The 20,230-nt window shown below is 67.3% G+C and carries 23 protein-coding genes and 1 pseudogene; 14 read left to right on the forward strand and 10 right to left on the reverse strand.

Annotation, left to right across the window (positions count from 1 at the left end):
• Positions 1 to 1,452 (forward strand): amidase family protein, encoded by a 1,452-nt coding sequence (locus IC40_RS0107485; RefSeq protein WP_030134119.1) that lies wholly within the window; start codon positions 1 to 3, stop codon positions 1,450 to 1,452.
• Between the two features lie 18 nt (positions 1,453 to 1,470).
• Here IC40_RS0107485 and IC40_RS28545 read toward each other — a convergent pair whose 3' ends face one another.
• The 6 genes and pseudogenes from IC40_RS28545 to IC40_RS0107510 form a co-directional block, all read right to left on the reverse strand.
• Entirely contained in the window at positions 1,471 to 1,809 is a 339-nt protein-coding gene (locus IC40_RS28545) for a DUF3887 domain-containing protein (protein WP_411431653.1), read from the reverse strand.
• Between the two features lie 30 nt (positions 1,810 to 1,839).
• Positions 1,840 to 1,959 (reverse strand): annotated as a pseudogene (locus IC40_RS28550) (DUF3887 domain-containing protein); the annotation flags it as partial.
• A gap of 178 nt (positions 1,960 to 2,137) precedes the next feature.
• Entirely contained in the window at positions 2,138 to 2,329 is a 192-nt protein-coding gene (locus tag IC40_RS0107495) for a ferredoxin (protein ID WP_030134121.1), read from the reverse strand.
• A gap of 5 nt (positions 2,330 to 2,334) precedes the next feature.
• On the reverse strand, positions 2,335 to 3,540 hold the full coding sequence (locus IC40_RS0107500) for a cytochrome P450 (protein WP_030134122.1): 1,206 nt from the start codon (positions 3,538 to 3,540) through the stop codon (positions 2,335 to 2,337).
• A gap of 9 nt (positions 3,541 to 3,549) precedes the next feature.
• On the reverse strand, positions 3,550 to 4,356 hold the full coding sequence (locus IC40_RS0107505) for an alpha/beta fold hydrolase (protein WP_030134123.1): 807 nt from the start codon (positions 4,354 to 4,356) through the stop codon (positions 3,550 to 3,552).
• 10 nt (positions 4,357 to 4,366) lie between these two features.
• Entirely contained in the window at positions 4,367 to 6,343 is a 1,977-nt protein-coding gene (locus tag IC40_RS0107510; RefSeq protein ID WP_030134124.1) for an MMPL family transporter, read from the reverse strand.
• Between the two features lie 58 nt (positions 6,344 to 6,401).
• Here IC40_RS0107510 and IC40_RS0107515 point away from each other — a divergent pair, with 58 nt between their 5' ends.
• Positions 6,402 to 6,866, forward strand: a complete 465-nt coding sequence (locus IC40_RS0107515) for a MarR family winged helix-turn-helix transcriptional regulator (RefSeq protein ID WP_030134125.1) — start codon at positions 6,402 to 6,404, stop codon at positions 6,864 to 6,866.
• On the opposite strand, the gene IC40_RS0107520 is transcribed toward IC40_RS0107515, so the two are convergent.
• Positions 6,853 to 8,421: a Na+/H+ antiporter gene (locus tag IC40_RS0107520; RefSeq protein WP_030134126.1), complete on the reverse strand. Its 1,569-nt coding sequence runs from the start codon at positions 8,419 to 8,421 to the stop codon at positions 6,853 to 6,855. The genes IC40_RS0107515 and IC40_RS0107520 overlap by 14 nt on opposite strands.
• A gap of 24 nt (positions 8,422 to 8,445) precedes the next feature.
• Between IC40_RS0107520 and IC40_RS27190 the strand changes: the two genes are divergently transcribed.
• From IC40_RS27190 to IC40_RS0107560, 9 genes are all read left to right on the forward strand, one after another.
• Positions 8,446 to 8,745 carry a UBP-type zinc finger domain-containing protein gene (locus IC40_RS27190; protein WP_081843359.1) on the forward strand — a complete coding sequence of 100 codons (300 nt, stop codon included), beginning with the start codon at positions 8,446 to 8,448 and terminating at the stop codon, positions 8,743 to 8,745.
• Between the two features lie 24 nt (positions 8,746 to 8,769).
• Positions 8,770 to 9,798, forward strand: coding sequence for an ATP-grasp domain-containing protein (locus IC40_RS0107525; RefSeq protein WP_030134127.1), 1,029 nt, complete (start codon positions 8,770 to 8,772; stop codon positions 9,796 to 9,798).
• Positions 9,795 to 10,238 carry an Rv0361 family membrane protein gene (locus tag IC40_RS0107530; RefSeq protein ID WP_030134128.1) on the forward strand — a complete coding sequence of 148 codons (444 nt, stop codon included), beginning with the start codon at positions 9,795 to 9,797 and terminating at the stop codon, positions 10,236 to 10,238. Before IC40_RS0107525 ends, IC40_RS0107530 begins: the two co-directional genes overlap by 4 nt.
• Before the next feature lie 16 nt (positions 10,239 to 10,254).
• Complete coding sequence (locus IC40_RS0107535; protein ID WP_030134129.1) at positions 10,255 to 10,686, forward strand: rhodanese-like domain-containing protein; 432 nt, start codon at positions 10,255 to 10,257, stop codon at positions 10,684 to 10,686.
• Between the two features lie 8 nt (positions 10,687 to 10,694).
• The gene (locus IC40_RS0107540) at positions 10,695 to 11,903 is read left to right on the forward strand and encodes an O-succinylhomoserine sulfhydrylase (protein WP_030134130.1); all 1,209 of its coding nucleotides are present in this window, start codon (positions 10,695 to 10,697) and stop codon (positions 11,901 to 11,903) included.
• A 3-nt stretch (positions 11,904 to 11,906) separates the two neighbouring features.
• Complete coding sequence (locus IC40_RS0107545) at positions 11,907 to 12,311, forward strand: hypothetical protein (protein ID WP_030134131.1); 405 nt, start codon at positions 11,907 to 11,909, stop codon at positions 12,309 to 12,311.
• A complete protein-coding gene (locus IC40_RS0107550) occupies positions 12,308 to 13,225 on the forward strand; it encodes a LysR family transcriptional regulator (protein ID WP_030134132.1) in 918 nt (305 codons plus the stop codon). The genes IC40_RS0107545 and IC40_RS0107550 overlap by 4 nt, the downstream gene beginning before the upstream one ends.
• 106 nt (positions 13,226 to 13,331) lie before the next feature.
• Positions 13,332 to 14,864 carry an APC family permease gene (locus IC40_RS0107555; RefSeq protein ID WP_030134133.1) on the forward strand — a complete coding sequence of 511 codons (1,533 nt, stop codon included), beginning with the start codon at positions 13,332 to 13,334 and terminating at the stop codon, positions 14,862 to 14,864.
• 16 nt (positions 14,865 to 14,880) lie between these two features.
• Positions 14,881 to 15,888 (forward strand): aminotransferase class IV, encoded by a 1,008-nt coding sequence (locus tag IC40_RS0107560; RefSeq protein ID WP_030134134.1) that lies wholly within the window; start codon positions 14,881 to 14,883, stop codon positions 15,886 to 15,888.
• 24 nt (positions 15,889 to 15,912) lie between these two features.
• On the opposite strand, the gene IC40_RS0107565 is transcribed toward IC40_RS0107560, so the two are convergent.
• A complete protein-coding gene (locus tag IC40_RS0107565) occupies positions 15,913 to 16,773 on the reverse strand; it encodes an SDR family oxidoreductase (RefSeq protein WP_030134135.1) in 861 nt (286 codons plus the stop codon).
• 138 nt (positions 16,774 to 16,911) lie between these two features.
• Between IC40_RS0107565 and IC40_RS0107570 the strand changes: the two genes are divergently transcribed.
• From IC40_RS0107570 to IC40_RS0107580, 3 genes are read left to right on the forward strand one after another with little or no spacing between them, the layout of a single operon-like run.
• Complete coding sequence (locus tag IC40_RS0107570; protein ID WP_036459328.1) at positions 16,912 to 17,394, forward strand: GNAT family N-acetyltransferase; 483 nt, start codon at positions 16,912 to 16,914, stop codon at positions 17,392 to 17,394.
• Positions 17,391 to 18,500: an LLM class flavin-dependent oxidoreductase gene (locus IC40_RS0107575; protein WP_030134137.1), complete on the forward strand. Its 1,110-nt coding sequence runs from the start codon at positions 17,391 to 17,393 to the stop codon at positions 18,498 to 18,500. The genes IC40_RS0107570 and IC40_RS0107575 overlap by 4 nt, the downstream gene beginning before the upstream one ends.
• Before the next feature lie 17 nt (positions 18,501 to 18,517).
• A complete protein-coding gene (locus IC40_RS0107580) occupies positions 18,518 to 18,727 on the forward strand; it encodes a hypothetical protein (protein ID WP_042509529.1) in 210 nt (69 codons plus the stop codon).
• 19 nt (positions 18,728 to 18,746) lie between these two features.
• Here IC40_RS0107580 and IC40_RS0107585 read toward each other — a convergent pair whose 3' ends face one another.
• Together IC40_RS0107585 and IC40_RS0107590 are read right to left on the reverse strand one after the other, a co-directional pair.
• Positions 18,747 to 19,487, reverse strand: a complete 741-nt coding sequence (locus tag IC40_RS0107585) for a class I SAM-dependent methyltransferase (protein ID WP_030134139.1) — start codon at positions 19,485 to 19,487, stop codon at positions 18,747 to 18,749.
• An 11-nt stretch (positions 19,488 to 19,498) separates the two neighbouring features.
• Positions 19,499 to 20,230: an MBL fold metallo-hydrolase gene (locus IC40_RS0107590; RefSeq protein ID WP_030134140.1), complete on the reverse strand. Its 732-nt coding sequence runs from the start codon at positions 20,228 to 20,230 to the stop codon at positions 19,499 to 19,501.

The raw sequence follows: 20,230 nt of genomic DNA on the forward strand, positions 1-20,230 counted from the left end.
ATGGCCGACGAGCACTTGGAGTTGACGACGTTCGCGGATGCCATCGCATCCATGCTGGATTCCCTGGCCGACGTCGCGCCGCTTCCGTCCGCGGCCACGACGCACCGAAAGGATCTCGGTCCTGCGCGTCATCACGAAGATCCCTGTAATGCGTTGGTGCGCCGAACGCACGTGGTCGGGACGGCTCCAGGGCCATTGAGCGATATGCGCGTGAGCGTGAAGGACTCCATCGCGATGGCGGGCATACCGTTGACCTGTGGCTCAGCGGTATTGCGGGATTTCACGCCTACCGGCGATGCAACAGTCGTACGCAGATTGCTCGACGGGGGCGCGACAATCACCGCCGTCACCAACATGGACGACCTTGCCTTCGCAGGCTCAGGCGACACCAGCGTCTACGGTCCGACCCTCAACCCCCACGACCGGTCATTGTTGGCAGGCGGTTCCTCGGGAGGGGCCGCCGCCAGTCTGCTCTACGAGGACGATGATCTGGCCGTAGGTACGGATCAAGGAGGATCCGTCAGGGTCCCCGCCTCCTGGTGCGGAACTCTCGGGTTCAAACCGACACACGGCCTGATCCCGTACACGGGTGTCGCTCCGATGGAGCCGACATTGGACCACGTCGGGCTGTTGTCCCGGTCGGTCGAGCCCTTGACCCGGGCGCTGACAGTCGTAGCGGGACCCGACGGACAGGACCTGCGCCAGCATCGGTGTCCCCGCTCAGTGCCGTCGGCGCTGACCGACCGTTCATCTGTCGACCTCGGCAACACCCGGCTACGGATCGTCACCGTGACCCGCAACGCGGCAGATGCGCCCGTCCGCGCTGCCTTCGATGACGTCGTCGAGCGGCTGCGCTCCGCGGGAGCCAAAATCGGGACAACCGAACTCGATCCGGCAGAACTCGGTCCGGTGGGCACCGGGCTCTTTGTCGAAGGTATGCGGCACACCATCGAGGGCGTCCACCCGGCTTACGGGGGATCCGAATACCAGTGGGTCGAGTACACCGAGGCCCTGCGCAAGGGCATCCGCGATCGTCACGATGAGCTGAGCCCCCAGATCAAGGCGACGCTGTTGGCAGCCGGGACCTTGCAAGGTTCCAGTCCGAACCGTGCCTACAGTCGCGCGGTGATGGCGGCTGAGCGTCTGCGGACGAGCTATCGCGCCGCACTCGAGGAGGCCGATTTCCTGATCGAGCCCACGGTGCCCTCGCTGCCGGTGGCAGTTTCGGGCGGACCGACTTCAGTGGCAGGCCTGGCAGACCGAGCGTGGGCACCGCTGGCGAACACCGTTGGCGCCAACATCGCCGGACTACCGTCCATCTCCTTGCCGCTGGGAACGAGTCACGGTCTTCCCGTCGGAATCATGGTCACAGGTAAGCCGTGGCACGACTGGGCCCTGCTTGAGTTTGCCGCGTCCTGTGAGCAACAGCTCGGTTGGGTGAAGCCTGCGTGACACGGAACCGGCGCGGTGTCAGACCGCCGCGACGTCCGGCGTCAGCAGAAACAGCCCGGCGACCGTCTGGTCGTCGCGGAAGGTGATGCGCGCAATGTAATCACCGGCTTCGAACTGGAGAGGCGTGTTCGTCGTGGTGAAGTCGCCGGCGCGCATCATGTCGACATCGCCGTGGCCCTCGTAGGCCCCGGCCAACCCGACGATGTGCACCCATGCTTCGGCGAGCCCGGCGTCGGTGAGCCGATCGCGCATGGTCTCGTCGAAGCGTGCGCTGACATCGGCCCACCGGGCGTTCGCGAGATCATCGATGATGGCCAGTGCCAGCTCCGCGGCCTGTGGAAGTGGCGTCGTGGTCATGGCTTCTCCTGTGCGCGGATCGATCGGCTTACCGAACCGCTGGAACGCGGCCTGACGGGTGATACCGAGTACTTCGCCGATCTGCTGCCAGGTGTGGCCGGCCGCGCGCGCCTGATGCACGGCAGCAGCCAGCAGGCTCTCGGCGTCCTCCTTGACCTCGCGCGCGACACTTACCGTCGCGAGTGGGTCTTGGTCGGCGCTGAGAATCGGCGCAGCGACCAGTTGGCCGAGTCTGCTGTGCAGTACTTGGGCGGCGGCGAACGGCGAATCCGACATGTTGTCAATGAGTAATTGACAAATGCCCACCTGTCAAGAAAATCTTGACGCTCTACTCGACCACCGTGATCGCGCCCGCCGGGCACAACTGCGCGGCACGACGGGCGCGCGTTTCCTCGTCGGCGGGAACATCGGCGGCGAGCACCACGACGATGCCGTCGTCGTCCTGATCGAACAGGGCATCGGCGGTCATCACGCAATTGCCGGCCCCTATGCAGCACTCCCGGTCAGCTTCGATACGCATCGTTGTCACCACCGCACCGATAGCGACCGCAGGCCGTAGATGAAGTGGAACGACCGGTAGTCGATATCGTCGGCAGACTCGGCCACGGCCAGCCCGGGGAAGCGGCGGAACAGCGCGGGGAAGGCGATGCGCATCTCCATCCGCGCCAGCGGGGCGCCCAGGCAGTGGTGGATCCCGTGTCCGAAGGCCAGATGCCCCGCGGCGCCGCGACGGATATCCATATCGTCGGGGGAATCGACGAAGGCGGGATCACGATTGCCGGCGGGCAGCGAGGCGAACACCAGCATGCCCGCCGGTATCGTCACCCCCGCGACCTCCACCTCGGCGGTGGTGAACCGCGGAATCGCATGGTGTACCACCGAAAGCCAGCGCAGCAACTCTTCGATCGCCGGGCCGATCGCATCCGGGTCGTCACGCATTATGGCCAACTGCTCCGGCGCGCGCAGCAGCGCCAATGTGCCCAAGCCCAACATGTTCGACGTCGTCTCGTGCCCGGCCAGCAGCAAAAGCCCTGCGATGCCCACCAATTCGTCGTCGGTGAGTTCCGCGCCGTGCTCGCGGATCAGCATCCCGAGGATGTCCTCACCCGGCGTGCGACGCGCCCGGCTCACCAGGCTGTGCATGTACTCGCGGCTTTGGCGCTGCAGTTCCATCCGCTCGGCTATCGGCAACGCCAGGTCGAGCTGACGCGCCGAGCGTTGCTCGAAGTCGGGCCGGTCCTCGACGGGGACACCGAGTAGCTCGCAGATCACCAAAGACGGTACCGGCAAGGCGAATTGGGATATCAGATCGGCGGGAGGGCCGGCGGCCGCCATCGCGTCGAGGCGATCGTCGACGATTTCGGCGATCCTGGGCTCTAGCCGTTTCATCCGCCGGATGGTGAACTCCGGGGTAAGCATCCGGCGCAACCGCTGATGCTCGGGCGGATCGAGCCCGAGCAGATTCCCGGCGCGGGCGCGGGCCAGCTCCTCGTCGGACATCGGCGGCGCGCCGGGAAGGGCGAACCCCGGCGGGCGGGAATTGGAGAAATGCTCGTGATCGGCGAGCACCGCCTTGACGTCCTCGTAGCGGGTGACCAGATAGACCGGATTACCCAACGCGCTGACCACCGACTGGACGCCGGCACCGTCGCGGATCTCGCCGAGTTCGGGGACCGGATCGAAACCGTTGCGCCGCATGTGGACCGGTGGCAGCATTTGGCTGGCTGTCATGTCCACACGCTACGCGCCGAGCACAAAATCCGAGATCAGGGCGTTGACGAGCGTCGGATTCTCCAATGCGGCCAGATGGGCGACCCCGTCGAGGACCACGCCCGACGCCCCGGGGATCGCCGCGGCCATCGCGAGCGTCTCGGCCACCGGGAACGTCGCATCCTCCGCCCCGGCGACCACCAGCACCGGTGTGCGCACGCGACCCAGCACCTCCCGTTGGTCCGGACGGTCCGGCACCACGCTGGTGACCGCCCACGAACAAGATTCGACGTCCACCGACCGGACCGCCGCGCGCACATACCCGGCCACCTCGGGACGCTCCCGCATGGTCGTCGGACCGAGAAAGGCCTTGAGTACCTCACGGGTCAAGGGTCCGCGGATGCCGCCGAGCGCTCTGGCCACCCGCAACAACGCGCCGTACTCAAGGCGCTGCCGCCATCCGGCGGCCGAGGCGGTGCAGTTCATCAATACCGAGAACCCGGCCCGCTCGGGGTGTAACGCGGCGAACGTGCCGCCGATCATGCCTCCCCACGAGTTCCCCACGAAATGTCCCTGGTTGGCGCCCAGCGCGTCCAACACATCCACCACACACTGTGCGCAGTCCTCGAAAGTGAACGGTGCGGAGAGCTTTTCGCTCGCACCGTGACCCGGCGGGTCGACCAGCACGACCTTGAGGTGATCGCGGAACGCCGCTGCCTGCGCCGACCACATATCACCGGTCATCAACAGGCTCGGCCAGAACACCATTGCGTCGCCGGCCCCGTCCACCTGGATCCGCAGCCGCCCCAACCGCGTCGCGACGGTTCGTGACTCCACGGATCACACGCTAGCGTTCCGGACGCAGCGCGGGCCACCAGATGCGCGGACCGATCAGCGTGAACAGTGCCGGGATGATGACGGTGCGCACCACGAAGGTGTCCAGCACGATCCCCAACCCGACGATGATGCCGATCTGGGTGAGCACGATCAGCGGTAGGACGCCCAGCACACAGAACACCGCGGCCAGCACGATTCCTGCGCTGGTGATCACCGCACCCGTCGCCGACACGGCGCGGACGATGCCCTGTCGGTTGCCGTACTCAGGGGTCTCCTCCTTGGCGCGCGTCACCAGGAAGATCGTGTAGTCCACCCCGAGGGCGACCAGGAAGAGAAACGCGAACAGCGGAGTTCCGTTGTCCAGCGCGGGGAAACCGAACAGGTGCACGCTCGCCCACCCGCCCAGGCCCAGTGCAGCCAGCGCGCTCAGCACGGTGACCGACACCAGGATCAGCGGTGCCAGCAGTGAACGCAGCAGCACGAACAGCACCACCAGCACCACCGCGAGGATCGCGGGGATCACCACCATGCGGTCGTGGCGGGCCGCGGCGGCCGCGTCCCTGGCCTTGGCATCGGAACCGCCGACGAGGGCGTCCGGACTGACCGCGTGCACCGAACTGCGCAGGGCGTCAACGGTATCGAAGGCGGCATCGGAGGCGGGCTCGGCTTGCAGTACCGCCGACCACTGGGTCAGCCCGGTGTCGGATTCGGCGGTCGGCCGAGCCGACACCACCCCGGGTGTCTGGCCGATTGCCTGGGTGACCGCGGCGGCATCCGAACTCGGGGCGATCACCAAGGTCGGGTCGGTCAGGCCACTCGGGAAGTGCTGCGACAGCGTCTCGAACCCCGCCACTGACTCGGCCTGGACGCGGAATTGTTCGGTCTGGGTCAACCCGACCGGAGTTCCGACCAGGCCCAAGCACAGCGCCGCCAGCGCTGCCAGCGCACCGCCGGAGACCCAACCGGGCCGCGCCGCGACCCAGGATGCGATCCGATGCCAGACCCCGTTGTCGGTGAGTGACTTGGCGCCCACCTGTGGGATGAACGGCCAGAACAGCTTTCGGCCGAACAGGCCGAGGAACGGCGGCAACACCAACAGGACGAAGACGGCGGCGACCACCAGGCCTGCAGCGGCTTGCACACCGAGACTGCGATTGCTCGGGGCGGTCGCGAAGGCTAGCGTCAGCAATGCCAACACGACCGTGGCATTGCTGGCCAGGATGGCCGGAGCCGCCGCCCGCACCGCGACTCGCAGTGCCTCGCGGTGATCCACGCGTGCGCCGAGTTCCTCGCGATAGCGCGAGATGAGTAGCAGCGCATAGTTCGTGCCGGCACCGAAGACGAGCACGCTGGTGATACCACCGGTGGAACCGTCCGGACTCAGGCCCAGGCCTGCGGCCACCGCGGTCCCGACCACCGAGCCGACCCGATCGGCGAAGGCGATCACCAGCAGCGGCACCAGCCACAGGATGGGGGAGCGGTAGGTGACGATCAGCAGCACGGCCACCACTGCGGCCGTCACCGCGAGCAGGGTGAAGTTTGCTCCGGCAAAGGAATTCGCGATATCGGCGCCGAAGGCGGGCCCGCCGGTCACCTCGGCCTGCAGGCCGTCGGGCAGGCGTTGCGCCGTCGAGGTCCGCAGCTCCTGCACGGCATCGTCGAGGGCGAACCCGGAGAGGTCGGCGGGAAGCGGGGCCACCGACAACGCCGCCTTGCCGTCCTTGGATACCTGTGCGCCCGGCCCGGCAGCGGCGATATCGGCCGCGCCCAGTGGTGCTCCGTCGGTCCGGCTGAACACGATGATCGCCGGGGCCTGATCGCCCCCGGGGAATTGGGCGCGCAGGGCATCTACGCGTGCCGATTCCGCGCCGGCCGGCACGGACACCGGGGATTGCGATGCGGAATCCCCGCCGCTCAGCAGTGCCATTCCAGCACCCGACGCCAGGATCACGAGCAGGGCCACAAGCCAGGAAAGTCGACCGGACATGATTCCAAATATTTCAGATACTTAACTAATAATCAACCCTGGCCGATATGATCGACGGGTGACACGTGAGGACCTGGAGCGGCTGATCGCCGGCGACGTCCGTGCCTTGACCGCCGAGTCCGACCAGATCGGTCATGAGTTCGCGCGTCGGCATGACGTGAGCGCCAACGACTTCCGGGCGCTGCTGCATGTGATGGTCGCCGACGCGGCGGGGGAGCCGCTGACGGCCGGCGAGCTGAGCAAGCTGATCGGCACCTCCGCCGCCGCGGTCACCTATCTGGTGGAGCGGATGATCGCCTCGGGGCATCTGCGTCGGGAAACCCACCCGAAGGACCGGCGCAAGGTCATCCTGCGGTACGACGATCACGGGCTCGCCGTCGCGACAGACTTTTTCACCCCGCTGGCGAGAATCAACTCCGCTGCGCTGGCGGACCTGCCGGACAGCGATCTGGAGGCGGCGCACCGGGTGTTCACCGCGCTGGTCGGTGCCATGCACCGGTTCCGCACGGTCAACGACGGTTGAGAGTGGCCTCTTCGAGATCGAGGCCGCGCAGCACCTCGCGCAGAACCTCGTCATCGATATTGCCCGCGTCGCGTTCGGCGATGAACACCGCTCGTTCGGCGGCCAGCATCTCCAGCCGAAGGCTGCGGAACGCCGAGGCCGGGCTCTGCCCGATCTCCTCCTCGCTGCGCCCCAACCGCTCCCATGCCGCGTTGCGCCGGGCGGTGTTCCAGCGGCGCAACACATCGGCTGCGCTGTCCTGGATGGCGGTGCCGTCGGCGCGCTGCTGCTCAAGCAGTTCATCGAGCCGGTGGGCCGCCGCGCGGGCCGCCTTGTCCTGTGCTGCGGCCTGCGCCAACGCATCCGAACGCGCGTCATCGCCCTCGACACCGAACCGCCGGATCACCCACGGCAGCGTCAGACCGTGCAGCAACAACGTCCCCACCACCACGACAAAGGTCAGGAACACCAGCTGATCCCGACCGGGGAAGGCGTCCCCCGCCAACGTCGTCATCGGCACACCGAAGGCGGCGGCCAGCGATACCACCCCGCGCATCCCGGCCCACGCCACCACGAACGTCTCTCCGACAGTTGGCCGAGGTGAACGCAGGTAGGCGAAGGCGTACACCCACACCAGACGGACGGCGATCGTGGTGGCGAGCACGGCGAGCGCCGACATCGCGATCCTGGCCGGCGAGAATCCTGCGAGCTGGTCCACCACGCTCGGCAGCTGCAGCCCGATCAGCAGGAAGGCGAACGATTCGAGGATGAATTGCAGCGCCCGCCACACCGCATCGTCCTGCAACCGGGTGGCATACCCGGCGTGGGTGGTGGTGCGCCCACCGATCATCACCGCTGCGGTGACGACGGCCAGCACGCCGGAGGTGTGCGCCTCCTCGGCCAGCAGGTAGACGACGAACGGCGCCAGCAGGCCGATGGCGCTTTCGACGACGGGGTCGTCCAGGCGGGCACGCACGAACGTGATGGCCGAACCCCCGAGCGCCCCGACCACCACACCACCGGCCGCGGCCAGCACGAAGGTGCCCAGTCCGGCGGCCCACCCCGTCGACGCGCCCACCGCGGCCGCCAACGCGACCTTGTATGCCGTCAGCGCAGTCGCGTCGTTGAGCAGGCTCTCGCCGCCGATCAGCGTCATCACCCGGCGTGGCAGTCCCAGTCGACGGCCCACCGCGCTCGCCGACACCGCGTCCGGCGGGGCGACGATGGCGCCCAGCGTCAACGCCGCGGCGATGGTGAGTTCCGGGACCACGCGGAACGCCACCAATCCCACCGCCAGCGTGGTGACCAGCGGGAGTCCGACGGCCAGCGAGCCGATCGAGCCCGCGTTCCTGCGCATGTTGAGATAGCTGCTCTCCAGACCGGCCGACCACAGCAGCGGCGGCAGGATCACGAACAGCACCAGGTCGGGGTCCAGTTCGACACCGTCGAAACCGGGGATGTACGAGGCGGCCAAACCAACCACCACCAGCGCCAATGGCGCCGACACGTCGAGGCGGCGGCTCACCGCGGCCAACAACACGGCGGCTACCGATACCGCCAGCAGTGTCACTCCCACCGCATCCACCTATCCTCGTTCACCATGCTCAAGCGTTCACGACGGCAGTCACCGACTCCGCAGTGTGAGCATCTCCGGGCGATACCCCACAGCGCAGAACCGGCCCCGGTTACTCCCGGCCGGTGTCAGGAATGCGCCGAGCACGGCGAGAACACCTGGGCCCACCTGCGGATGTGCCTGTCCTGTGGTCACGTCGGATGCTGTGATTCCAGTCCGCACCAACATGCCACCGCGCATTTCCGCGAGACCGGCCACCCGGTGATGTGCAGCATCGAACCGGGGGAGTCGTGGCGGTGGTGCTATGTCGACATCCGGCTCGGCTGAAAAATCTGGCAGGCTGGTCTGGCGATGACAAGGCACGCCGAAAACGCTGACACCTACGCCGACCCACGGGCGCCCGTGGTGCTGCTGCGCGAACCCGGGGAGACCGGCCGCGAGCAGGCGCTGGCCTTCGAACGGCTGGGTGCCGTGGTCACCACGAACCCGGCCGACGACGCCGATTTCGTGGTCGCACCCGATCTCGATCTGGATCGCGAGGGTTTGCGCAGGCTGGCGGCCGACGAGCTGGGCCTGCCCACCGCGCCGTTCTGGTTCGCCGGAACGGCCGCGGAGTTGGCCGCGATCGCCGAGCACGCGGGCTACCCGCTGGCCGTCACGCCGGTATCCGATGATGCGGACACCGGGCGGTCGGTCCTGCTGCGGACCGAGGATGTCGGTCCGGCCTGGGATCGTGCAGCGGCCGCGGGACACCAACGGGTGATGGCCGAGACCGTCGTCGAGGTCGACGACGAGGTCACGCTGTTGACCGTCCGCACCGCCAGCGCGGCAGGACCGGTCGTGCACTTCTGCGAACCGATCGGGCACCGAGTCGCAGGCGACGGCACCGTGTCGGCCTGGCAGCCGCACCGGTTGGCCCCTGCCGCGTTGGATGCCGCCAAGTCGATCGGCGCGCGCATCGTGAACTCGCTGGACGGGCGCGGCGCCTACGCGGTGGAACTGTTGGTGCGCGGTGACGAGGTGTACTTCGCCGATGTGCGTCCTCGTCCCGTCGACGCCACCCTGCTGACCTTGCGCACGCATCGGTTGTCGGTGTTCGACCTGCATGCGCGCGCGGTGCTCGGACTTCCGGTCGACACCATCATGGTGTCCCCGGGAGCCGCCGTGGTGGGACGCGCAGGCGACGCCGTGTTCGACGCGACCGCGGACAAGGCCACGGCGCTGGCGGTGCTGGCGCAGGCCCACGAGGTGGCGGAAAGCGATGTCTGGCTTTTAGGTGACGGGCTCGGCGCGGCCTTCGCGACCGCTCAGGACGTCACCATCGCGCGTGACCGTGCGCAACGCACCGCGGTGTCGCTGCGTAGACTCTGGCAGTCGTGAGCGGCGACGAAGCAGACCGGGACAGGCCGACGGCGACGCCGTTCCTGCTGGCCCTCGTCATCATCGTGGTTGTGATCACCGCGATTCTTGTCATCAATCGCGGCGAGGGCGACGGTGATCCCCAGCAGATCGGGCGGGCGGTGGTCGCCCAGAACGACGCCCTGCAGCGGCAGGACTATGAGGCGTTCAAGGCCAACACGTGTGCGGCCAAGCACGGCACCGAAAAAGAGGTTCTTGACCGGCAGCGGGATTCGGTGGCCAAGCACGGCGATCGCTATGTCGACGGAGCGGGAAACATCGCCGTCGTCGGCGATACCGCCACCGCCACCGTCAAGTACCACTTCGGCACTGCCGACGAAACGGACACCCAGGTCAGCGCCGACATGATGTTCACGCGCGAGGACGGTCAGTGGAAGGTTTGTTCGCAGGGTCCGGCCTAGCCGTTACGGTAGTGCTGTGTCCACATCCGATAGTCCGGGTTACGCCGGTGACATCACGCCCGAGCAGGCATGGGAGCTGCTGTCCGACAATCCCGAAGCCGTCCTGGTCGACTGTCGCACCGAGGCGGAGTGGCGGTTCGTCGGTGTTCCCGATCTCGCCCCGCTGCGGCGCGAGGCGGTGTTCGTGGAGTGGAACAGGGCCGACGGCACGCACAACGACGCCTTCATCGACGACCTCGGTAGGTCGGGTATCGCCCCTGGGACGCGTCCGGTGGTGTTCCTGTGCCGCTCGGGTAACCGATCCATCGGCTCGGCGCAGGCCGCGACGGCCGCCGGTATCGGCCCGTCCTACAACGTGCTCGACGGGTTCGAGGGCAACCTCGACGAGAACGGTCATCGCGGCGGCACCGGTTGGAAAGCCGTCGGACTTCCCTGGAAGCAGAGCTGAGAGCAGCCATGAGTGATGTTCCCTCCGTGCGGATTCCCGCACCGCTGCCCGACGGGGTCAGCCAGGCCACCATCGGCGTGCGCGGCGGACTGCTGCGCTCGGGTTTCGAGGAGACCGCCGAGGCCCTGTACCTGACCTCGGGTTACGTATACGAGTCCGCCGCCGATGCCGAGCGCGCGTTCACCGGGGAGATCGACCGGTACGTCTACTCGCGCTATGGCAACCCGACCATCTCGATGTTCGAGGAGCGGTTACGTCTCATCGAGGGCGCGCCGGCGGCGTTCGCCACCGCCACCGGTATGGCGGCGGTGTTCACCGCCCTGGGTGCACTGTTGGGCGCAGGTGACCGACTGGTCGCCGCGCGCAGCCTGTTCGGCTCGTGTTTCGTGGTGTGCAACGAGATCCTGCCACGTTGGGGGGTGGAGACCGTCTTCGTCGACGGTGACGACCTGTCCCAATGGGAGGAAGCGCTCAGCGTGCCGACCCAGGCGGTGTTCTTCGAGACCCCGTCGAATCCGATGCAGTCGCTGGTCGATATCGCCGCGGTCGCCGAGCTGGCGCACGCGGCGGGTGCAAAGGTGGTGCTGGACAACGTATTCGCCACCCCGTTGTTGCAGCAGGGGATCCCGTTGGGTGCCGACGTCGTGGTGTACTCGGGTACCAAGCACATCGACGGTCAGGGCCGCGTCCTCGGCGGAGCCATCCTGGGCGACAAGGAATACATCGACGGCCCGGTGCAGAAGCTGATGCGCCACACCGGCCCGGCGATCAGCGCCTTCAACGCCTGGACGCTGCTCAAAGGCCTCGAAACGCTGGCGGTCCGGGTCGACTACGCGAACCGCTCCGCGCAGCGCGTTGCCGAATTTCTGGAACAGCAGTCCGGCGTGAATTGGGTGAAATATCCGTTCCTGCAGTCACATCCGCAGTACGAGCTGGCGCAGCGCCAGATGCGCGGCGGCGGAACGGTGGTCACCTTCGAGGTGGACGGTGGCAAGGACGCGGCCTTCAAGCTGCTGGACAAGCTGCGCGTCATCGATATCTCCAACAACCTCGGCGATGCGAAATCGTTGATCACGCACCCGGCCACCACCACCCACCGGGCGATGGGACCGGAGGGGCGGGCGGCGATAGGCCTGGGCGACGGCGTGGTGCGCATCTCGGTGGGCCTAGAGGGCACCGAGGATCTGCTCGCCGATCTGGACCAGGCGCTGAGCTGAGCCGTGTCGAAGTCCTCGGATGCGAAGAAGGCGCGTCGCAAGAAGCGCAAGACGGCCGGTGACGCGCGCTGGGTCCCCGACGCGGTGATCGACCAGTTGTCGGCCATCCAGGACGCGGTGGTCGCCGACCTGGCCGAGTTCGACGAGCGGATCACCGAGCGCGGCTGGACCTTCGACGAGGAGGAATCCGATGACGACTACGCGATCTGGTTCTACGAGCCGTCCGGCGCGCAGGTGGACGACGGTATCCCGGTCACCTCGCTGTGGCTGGACGCGGCCGAGGACGGCGCCCTGGTGCACGTGACATTCGTCGGCACCACCGAGAAACACACCTTCACCCATGAGGAACTGTCCGCGCGGCTCGACGCCATCGAGTCCTACCGCAACGGTGACCCGACACCGGAGTGAGTGACGTCACGCTGCGGCAGCTCCGCTACTTCGCCGTGCTGGGTGAAGAGCTGAACTACCGCCGCGCCGCGGAACGGCTGTTCATCACCCAGCCCGCGCTGTCCACCGCGATCAAGCAGCTCGAGCACCAGTTCGGTGTGGTGCTCTTCCACCGCAACACCCGTGAGGTCGCGCTGACCGACCTGGGTGCGGCGTGGCTGCCGCAGGTGCACCAGGCGTTGTCGGGGGTGGAGGCCGTTGTCGACAACCTGCTCCTGCTCTCGGGCACCCGGCGCGGGGTGCTGCGCGTCGGCTATCTGATCGGCACCGGCGCCGATCTGCTGTTCCGCCTGGTCCGCCACTTCGAGTCCGCCTACCCCGAGGTCACCGTCGAACCGATCGAGTTCGATTTCGCCGATCCGACGGCGGGCCTCGCCGACGGCAGCACCGAGGTCGCGATCATCCGCCCGCCGGTCGACCTGCCCGAGCACCGCATGCTCATCCTGGATTCCGAGTCGTGGGTGGCCTGCTTGCCGCGTGATCACCGGCTCGCCGACCGCACCGAGGTGGGTATCGCCGAGCTGCTCGACGATCCCATCGTGTGCGCCCCGCTCACGGCCGGCACGTGGCGGGACTACTGGCTGGCGATGGACGTCCGGGGCAACCGGCCACCGACCATCGCCGCCGTCGCCGCGACCTACGAGGCCGAGACGACGGCGATCGCGCGGGGACTCGGGATCAGCTTCACCACCTCCTCGGTCGCGCGCTTCTACGACCGGCCGGGGATCGTCTACGTGCCGATCTCCGACCGTCCGCTCAGTCATACCGCCCTGGCATGGAACCCCGCGGATCTCACGCCGCAGGCAGATGCCCTGGTGAGGCTGGTGCAGGCGCGCTGGGGAGTCGGCGGCGCCGACGATTCTGTCCAGGACTGATAAACCCTGCTTATAAGCAGATCAAAACAACAAACTTCCGATGTCCGTCGGATGACGGTTGTCTGTCCTGGAGGAGTTCGTCCCCACGTCCTGACCTGGAGTGACCATGACCGACGCAATAGCTCCACCGACTCATTCAGATAAACCTGCCGCCCACAACTCCGGCAACACTGTCGCCGCGCCCGGCTCCGAAGACGCCAAGCTGGCCGAACTCGGCTACACCCAGAAGCTCGATCGCTCGGTCGGCACCCTGGCCTCCTTTGCCATCGGCTTCGCGACCATCAGTGCCACCACTGCGGTGTTCACCGGGTTCGGTGCGGGCTACTTCACCGCAGGCGCGCCGTTCGTGTGGACGCTGCTGCTGGCCGGTGCGGTGTTCGCGCTGTGGACGTTCATCGCCGCCGATCTGACCGCCAAGCTGCCGCTTGCCGGCTACTCCTATCAGTGGATCAGCCGGATCAACGGGCCCAATCTGGCCTGGTTCACCGGCTTCATCGCCCTGATGGGCTGGGTGTGCGGGATGACCGGTGTCGGGTTCATCCTGTCCGGCTATCTCGGCGGACTGCTGGGCTGGAGCATGACGCAGACCACCCAGATCCTGCTGGCCATCGCCGTGGTGTTCCTCTGCGTGCTGATCAACATCTACGGCGTCCGGTTCGCCACCATGGTCAACAACATCGGCGTCAGTCTCGAACTCGTCATCACCGTCGGCGCCACCGCGCTGATCGCCGGCATCGCCTTCTCCGCCCCCGAGAACCACCAGCCCATCTCCACCCTGTTCACCGGCGGCGAATCCGGCGACAAGGACTCCTACATGTTGGCCTGGTTGGCCGCCGCGCTCGGCCCGTTCTTCGGTCTGATCGGCGTCGAGTCCGGCGCCGATGTGGCCGAGGAGACCAAGAATGCGCGCCGGGTGGTCCCCAAGACGATGTTCTATGCCTTGATCACCTCGATCGTCATCGAGTTCCTGATGTACGTCGTGTACGTGCTGGCCATCAAGGATCCCGCTGCGGTGGAGGCGAATTCGGCCGCACCGATCGAGGAGATCATCACCCAGCAGGCCGGACCCGTCGTCACCAAGATCGTCGTCGCCATCGCGCTGACCAACATCCTGGCCTGCCTGCTCGCCAACATCCTGGTGGCCACCCGGCTGACCTACTCGATGGCCCGGGACAACATGCTGCCGTTCTCGCACGTCTGGCGCCACGTGTCGCCGAAGAGCAAGGCACCCACCTACGCAGTCCTCGGATTGGGTTTCCTGTCAACGGTTTTGCTGCTATCGGCGCTGGTCAACGAGAAGGCCTTCAACTACATCATCGGTATCGCCTCGCTGCTGTTCTTCTTCGTCTATATCCTGCAGACCATCGGCCTGCTCGTCGGCTACAAGCGGGGCACGATTCCCGCACCCGAGCCGGGCACCTTCGATCTGGGCCGGTTCCGCCTTCCCCTCTATGTCACCGCGCTGGTGGTGTTCCTCGGTGTCGCCGTCGCGCTGCTCTTCTTGCCCCAGTTCACCACCAACAAGTGGGTCTTCCTTGGCATCGTCGTGATCGCCGCCATCTGGTGGGCCACCGGTCTGAAGTCACGGCTGAGCCGTGGCGATGCCGGTGCCGATTACGCCAAGACCCACAACCTCTAGAAAGGACCGCATCATCATGAGCACAGGAACCTCCAACCTCGTGGCCGTCGAACCGGGAGCCATCCGGGAGGACACCCCGCCGGGTTCGGTGATCCAGTACAGCGATTACGAGCTGGACCACAGCAGTCCGTTCGCCGGCGGCGTCGCCTGGATCGAAGGAGAGTTCCTGCCCGCCGAGGACGCCAAGATCTCCATCTTCGACACCGGCTTCGGGCATTCCGATCTCACCTACACCGTCGCACATGTATGGCACGGCAACATCTTCCGGCTGGGAGATCACCTGGACCGGTTGCTCGACGGGGCCCGCAAGTTGCGTCTGGACGCCGGTTACACCAAGGACGAGCTGGCAGATATCACCAAACAGTGCGTCTCGATGTCGCAACTGCGGGAGTCCTTTGTCAATCTCACCGTCACCCGGGGCTACGGAAAGCGAAGGGGCGAGAAGGATCTGTCGAAGCTGACCCACCAGGTGTACATCTACGCCATCCCGTATCTGTGGGCGTTCCCGCCGGCCGAGCAGATCTTCGGGACCACCGCCATCGTGCCGCGCCATGTGCGCCGGGCCGGTCGCAACACGGTGGATCCGACCATCAAGAACTATCAGTGGGGCGACCTGACCGCGGCCAGCTTCGAGGCAAAGGACCGCGGAGCACGCACCGCGATCCTGCTCGATTCGGACAACTGTGTGGCAGAGGGGCCTGGCTTCAACGTCTGCATCGTCAAGGATGGCAAGCTGGCCTCGCCGTCGCGGAATGCGTTGCCGGGCATCACCCGCAAGACGGTCTTCGAGATCGCCGACCAGATGGGCATCGAGGCCACGCTGCGTGACGTCACCAGCCATGAACTCTACGACGCCGACGAACTGATGGCCGTCACCACCGCCGGCGGTGTCACTCCGATCAATTCCCTTGACGGAGAAGCGATCGGCAACGGTGCGCCCGGTCCGATGACGGTCGCCATCCGAGACCGTTTCTGGGCGTTGATGGACGAGCCCGGCCCGCTGATCGAAGCGATCGAATACTGAGATCGGGCCGGGCCGTCCGCGCTGTTACTTGCCGTCGGATTCGATGACGCCCTGGGCGGCCCTGGCCCGATCTTCGTAAGCCTGTCGCTTGGCCCGGTCGAACTCCAGGAACACGGTGTCCAGTCCGAGCGCCTTGTTCATCGCGCGCCGGCCCTTGGGTGGCAGCATCTGCGCGGCCTGTGCGGTGAAGCGCAGCGGCGGCGGCACCGAGACGTGGGTCTTGGGCTTGTCGAGCGTCTTGACGATCGCGGCCGCGATCTCCTCGGGCTCGACGGGCTTGATGGCGCCGCCGGACTTGGTGCCCGAGATCAGGTCGGTGTTGGTGAACGGTGGCATGATCACCGAGACGTTGACACCGTGCGGCGCCATCTCGTCGGCCAGCGCGGTGGTCAGGCCCACCACGGCGTACTTGGCGCCCACGTAGACCACCTGTCCCGGCAGCGGGATCAGGCCGGACAGCGAGGCGATGTTGATGATGTGACCGCTGCGGCGGCGCACCATGTCCGGCAGCGCGAGCTGGCAGCCGGTGAGCACGCCGTAGACGTTGACCTCCAGCGAGGACCGTACCGACTGCTCGGTCTCCTCGAGGAACGGGCCGACGGGCATGACCCCGGCGTTGTTGATCAGCACGTCGATATGGCCGCCACCGTCGGTGCGGGCCTTGTCGAGGAAGGTCTCGAACGATTCGCGGTCGGTGACGTCGAGCGGGTAGCCGGAGACCTGGCCGAGCTTGGTGAGCTCGACGACGGCAGATTCCTGCAGTGCGACGTCCCGGTCGCCGATGACTACGCGTGCCCCGCGTGCCAGCAAAGCCTTGGCGGTGGCATAACCGATACCGCGAGCGGCACCGGTGATCGCGATGGTCTTGCCCCTGATGTTGTCCATGGCGGCGAACTTTACACCTGTCAAGTTTTTGGTGGAAGAGGGGTTCGCCAGCCGGTATTTACGATCAGGACGAGCTGATGGCGGCTCCGGAATGCGCGGAGCCGCGCCGCGTTGGACATTCGTGTGATGGCAGGAGCAATGGTGAACACTCTGCGTTTCGTCCCGGTGTTGCAGACCGACCCGCTGGCCGAACCGCTACTGGCCGAACTCGCCGTCGAGTACTCCCGCCGCTATGGCGGCACCGAGGCCGGCGTGGCCCGCTGGTTGCGGGCACACCCGGCCGAGGAGTTCGCCGCCCCGCACGGCGCGCTGCTGATCGGGCTCGACGACGGTGTCCCGGTCACCGGCGGGGCGTTCCAGCGCTTCGATGCCGATACCGCCGAGCTGAAGCGGATCTGGACCGCCGGAGAACACCGTCGGCGCGGCCATGCCAAGGCACTGCTGATCGAACTGGAGACGCTGATCGCCCAGCGCGGGTATCGACGGATCTATCTGACCACTGGCGACCGCCAACCCGAGGCCGAGGCGCTCTATGCGGCCAGTGGCTACACGCGACTGAGCGAGCCGCTGCCGAAACAGGGTGACAGTTATCCGATCGCATTCGAGAAGGTGTTGGGGTGACCGCCGCACTCTCGGTGCTCGACCTGGCCCCGGTCTCGGCGGGCGACACCGCGGCGGGTGCGCTGCGCAAGACGGTCGATCTGGCCCGGCACGCCGAGCGATGGGGATATCGGCGGTACTGGGTGGCCGAGCATCACTACTCCGCTGTGGCCAGCGCCTCGCCTGCGGTGCTGATCGGCCAGATCGCCGCCGCCACCACGACCATCCAGGTCGGCGCTGCCGCTGTGCAGCTCGGCCACACCACCGCGATCGCCGTCGTGGAGAGCTTCGCGACGCTGGACGCCTTCCATCCGGGCCGCATCGACCTCGGTGTCGGGCGATCCGGCCAGCGCCGCGCCGAGGCCATTCGGCAGACGCCACGCGCGCCGCGCCCGCCGCGGGTGCGGCACGAGGTGGACGGCGTCGTCGTGCCCGCGCCATTCGACCTCTCGGTCCAGTTGCGCAATCCGCGGCTCCGGGCGACCCTGGGGACGCTGCAGCAGCCGGAGGCCGTCGCCCCGGATTTCGGTGATCAGGTCGAGGACATCCTTGCGCTGCTGAACGGCACCTATCACGTCGATGGTGTTGCCGCGCATGCCAGCCCGGGTGAGGGCACGGCATTGCGGCCGTGGGTCTTCGGCACCAGCAGAGGGCAGAGTGCGCGGGTGGCGGGCAGCCTCGGGCTGCCGTTCGTGGCCGCGTATCACATCGTCCCGGCCACCGCGCTGGAGGCAGTCGAGGCCTACCGCAACGCTTTTCGGCCATCGGATGTGCTCGCCGAACCCTATGTGGTGGTCTCGGCAGACGTGTTGGCCGCCGACGACAGTGCCCGGGCCCACCGACTGGCCAGGGGCTTCGACCACTGGGTGTACTCGATCCGGGCCGGTGGCGGTGCGGTCCCGTATCCCGATCCGGACACCCTCGGCCCGTTGACCGACGAGCAGCTGGCCGTGGTGGCGGACCGTCTGGACACCCGCTTCGTCGGGTCCGCCGACGAGGTCACCGAGCGGCTTGCCGCGCTGGCGCGGGTCACCGGCGCCGACGAGCTCGTGATCACCTCGGTGGCATTCGACCACGCCGACCGATTGCGTTCCCATGAGTTGATCGCCGCGGCGTGGGGGAGCTGATTTCGTAAGCTGATGCGGTGTCACTGCTCATCGTCGGACTGCTGATGGTGGTCGGCGCCGTCGTGGTGCTGCTGCTGGGGCTGGGCGTACGCACCCTGATCGGTCGCCGGGCCGACGCGGCGGACAGTGCCGAACTCGACGAGAAGATCCTGATGCCCACCATCGTGGTGGCCTGTGGTCTGGTGGTCACCGCGGCCTTCGTCGTCGGCTATGACCTGATCGTGTGAGACCTGATCGTGTGAGACCTCACGGTTCGGGTGACGGCGTGCACAGCACAGCCAGCGCGTCATTGGTCGCCTGGACGCCGCCGGTACCGATCAGCGCGGTGAGCCGGGTCCGCAGACGCTCCTGATCGGCCGCGGGCAGCCGCAGCACATTGGAGTAGGTGGTGACCATCTCCACCCACTCGGCGCAGGAGTAGCGCGGATTCTCCACGTAGCGTCGACGATCCTGGCTCAGCCCGGCAGCTGCCAGCAAGGGGTCCAGGTCATCGCCCTCGATATCGGCAGAGGGCCTGCTCGGTTGGTCCACCAGACCGGCATAGGCACCCGCGAGGATCTCGGGGGACGGCGCGACGGCCACGATCCGATTCCAGACCAGCGCCAGCCGGCCGCCGGGGGCCAGCAGGGTCCGCACCTTGTGCAGCGCCGGCAGCGGATCCACCCAGTGGAACGACTGCGCGAACACCACCAGATCGAAGGTGCGGCCGCGGGGTTCCCACTCCTGGAACGTCGCCAACTCGACGGCCAGCCCCTTACGTCCTGCCACCTCGGCCATCTGCGGATCGGGTTCGACAGCCAGCACATCGGCGCCGACCGCGCGTAACTGCGCGCTGGCAATACCGGTGCCGGCGCCCACGTCCAGCACTCGGATCCCCTGGTGGACAACGAGATCGGCGATCAGCGCGGCGGGATAGCCGGGCCGGTGGCGGTCGTAGCGGGCCGCGGCCGAACCAAAGGATTCGGCCCGTTGCCGATCGGCGTGCAGCGGGGTATCCCTCATCGGGCCGCGATCTCGGCGGCCTTGCGGATCGAGCCACGCCACAGCGGGCCGTGCCCCGGCACCAAGACCTCGGTGTCCAGCAGGCCGAGCGCGGCCAGGCTGCGCAGGCACCCGTCCTGGTCGTGGTTGAAGATCGTCGGCAGCAGCTGCGGGCCGTGTCTGCTGCTCAACGGATGCCCGGTGATCAAGGCATCGCCCGCGATCAGGACACCGTCGACGACATAGGAACAGTGCCCGCCGGTGTGCCCGGGGGAGGGGATCGCCGCCGGTGCGCCCGGTAGCGACGCCGCGATGTCCTCGTCGAGGGCCAGCGCGGAGGGAATGCCCTCGTGGGTCAGCCCACCCTTGCGGGCCAGCGCCAGCGTCCAGGCCAGATAACGCGGTTGCCACGCGCGGGTCAGCACGTCGATCGGGGACACCTGCTCCAGGTACTGACGCTGCGCGTGCCCTACCTCGGCGGCATGTGTATACACCGGCGTCCCATGGGTTTTGGCAAACCAGATGGCCGAACCCAGGTGATCGACGTGCGCGTGGGTCAGCAGGATCGCCCGGACATCATCGGGACCGAAACCGAGCTCGCGCAGCGAATAGAGGACCTCCTCACGCTGTCCCGGATAGCCTGCGTCGATCAGCAGCACCCCGGATTCGTCGGTCACCAGGGTCCAGTTCACCAGGTCGGTCTGGGCGAGGTGGACGCGTTCGGTGACGGCCGTCAGAACCGGAGCCAT

Source organism: Mycolicibacterium neoaurum ATCC 25795 (assembly GCF_000691525.1).
Lineage (GTDB): Bacteria > Actinomycetota > Actinomycetes > Mycobacteriales > Mycobacteriaceae > Mycobacterium > Mycobacterium neoaurum.

Coding starts and splice junctions, on each gene's coding strand:
- IC40_RS0107485 (WP_030134119.1), top strand. CDS start 1: ATGGCCGACGAGCACTTGGAGTTGACGACGTTCGCGGATGCCATCGCA.
- IC40_RS28545 (WP_411431653.1), bottom strand. CDS start 1,809: ATGACCACGACGCCACTTCCACAGGCCGCGGAGCTGGCACTGGCCATC.
- IC40_RS0107495 (WP_030134121.1), bottom strand. CDS start 2,329: ATGCGTATCGAAGCTGACCGGGAGTGCTGCATAGGGGCCGGCAATTGC.
- IC40_RS0107500 (WP_030134122.1), bottom strand. CDS start 3,540: ATGACAGCCAGCCAAATGCTGCCACCGGTCCACATGCGGCGCAACGGT.
- IC40_RS0107510 (WP_030134124.1), bottom strand. CDS start 6,343: ATGTCCGGTCGACTTTCCTGGCTTGTGGCCCTGCTCGTGATCCTGGCG.
- IC40_RS27190 (WP_081843359.1), top strand. CDS start 8,446: ATGCTCAAGCGTTCACGACGGCAGTCACCGACTCCGCAGTGTGAGCAT.
- IC40_RS0107525 (WP_030134127.1), top strand. CDS start 8,770: ATGACAAGGCACGCCGAAAACGCTGACACCTACGCCGACCCACGGGCG.
- IC40_RS0107540 (WP_030134130.1), top strand. CDS start 10,695: ATGAGTGATGTTCCCTCCGTGCGGATTCCCGCACCGCTGCCCGACGGG.
- IC40_RS0107555 (WP_030134133.1), top strand. CDS start 13,332: ATGACCGACGCAATAGCTCCACCGACTCATTCAGATAAACCTGCCGCC.
- IC40_RS0107560 (WP_030134134.1), top strand. CDS start 14,881: ATGAGCACAGGAACCTCCAACCTCGTGGCCGTCGAACCGGGAGCCATC.
- IC40_RS0107565 (WP_030134135.1), bottom strand. CDS start 16,773: ATGGACAACATCAGGGGCAAGACCATCGCGATCACCGGTGCCGCTCGC.
- IC40_RS0107570 (WP_036459328.1), top strand. CDS start 16,912: ATGGTGAACACTCTGCGTTTCGTCCCGGTGTTGCAGACCGACCCGCTG.
- IC40_RS0107590 (WP_030134140.1), bottom strand. CDS start 20,230: ATGGCTCCGGTTCTGACGGCCGTCACCGAACGCGTCCACCTCGCCCAG.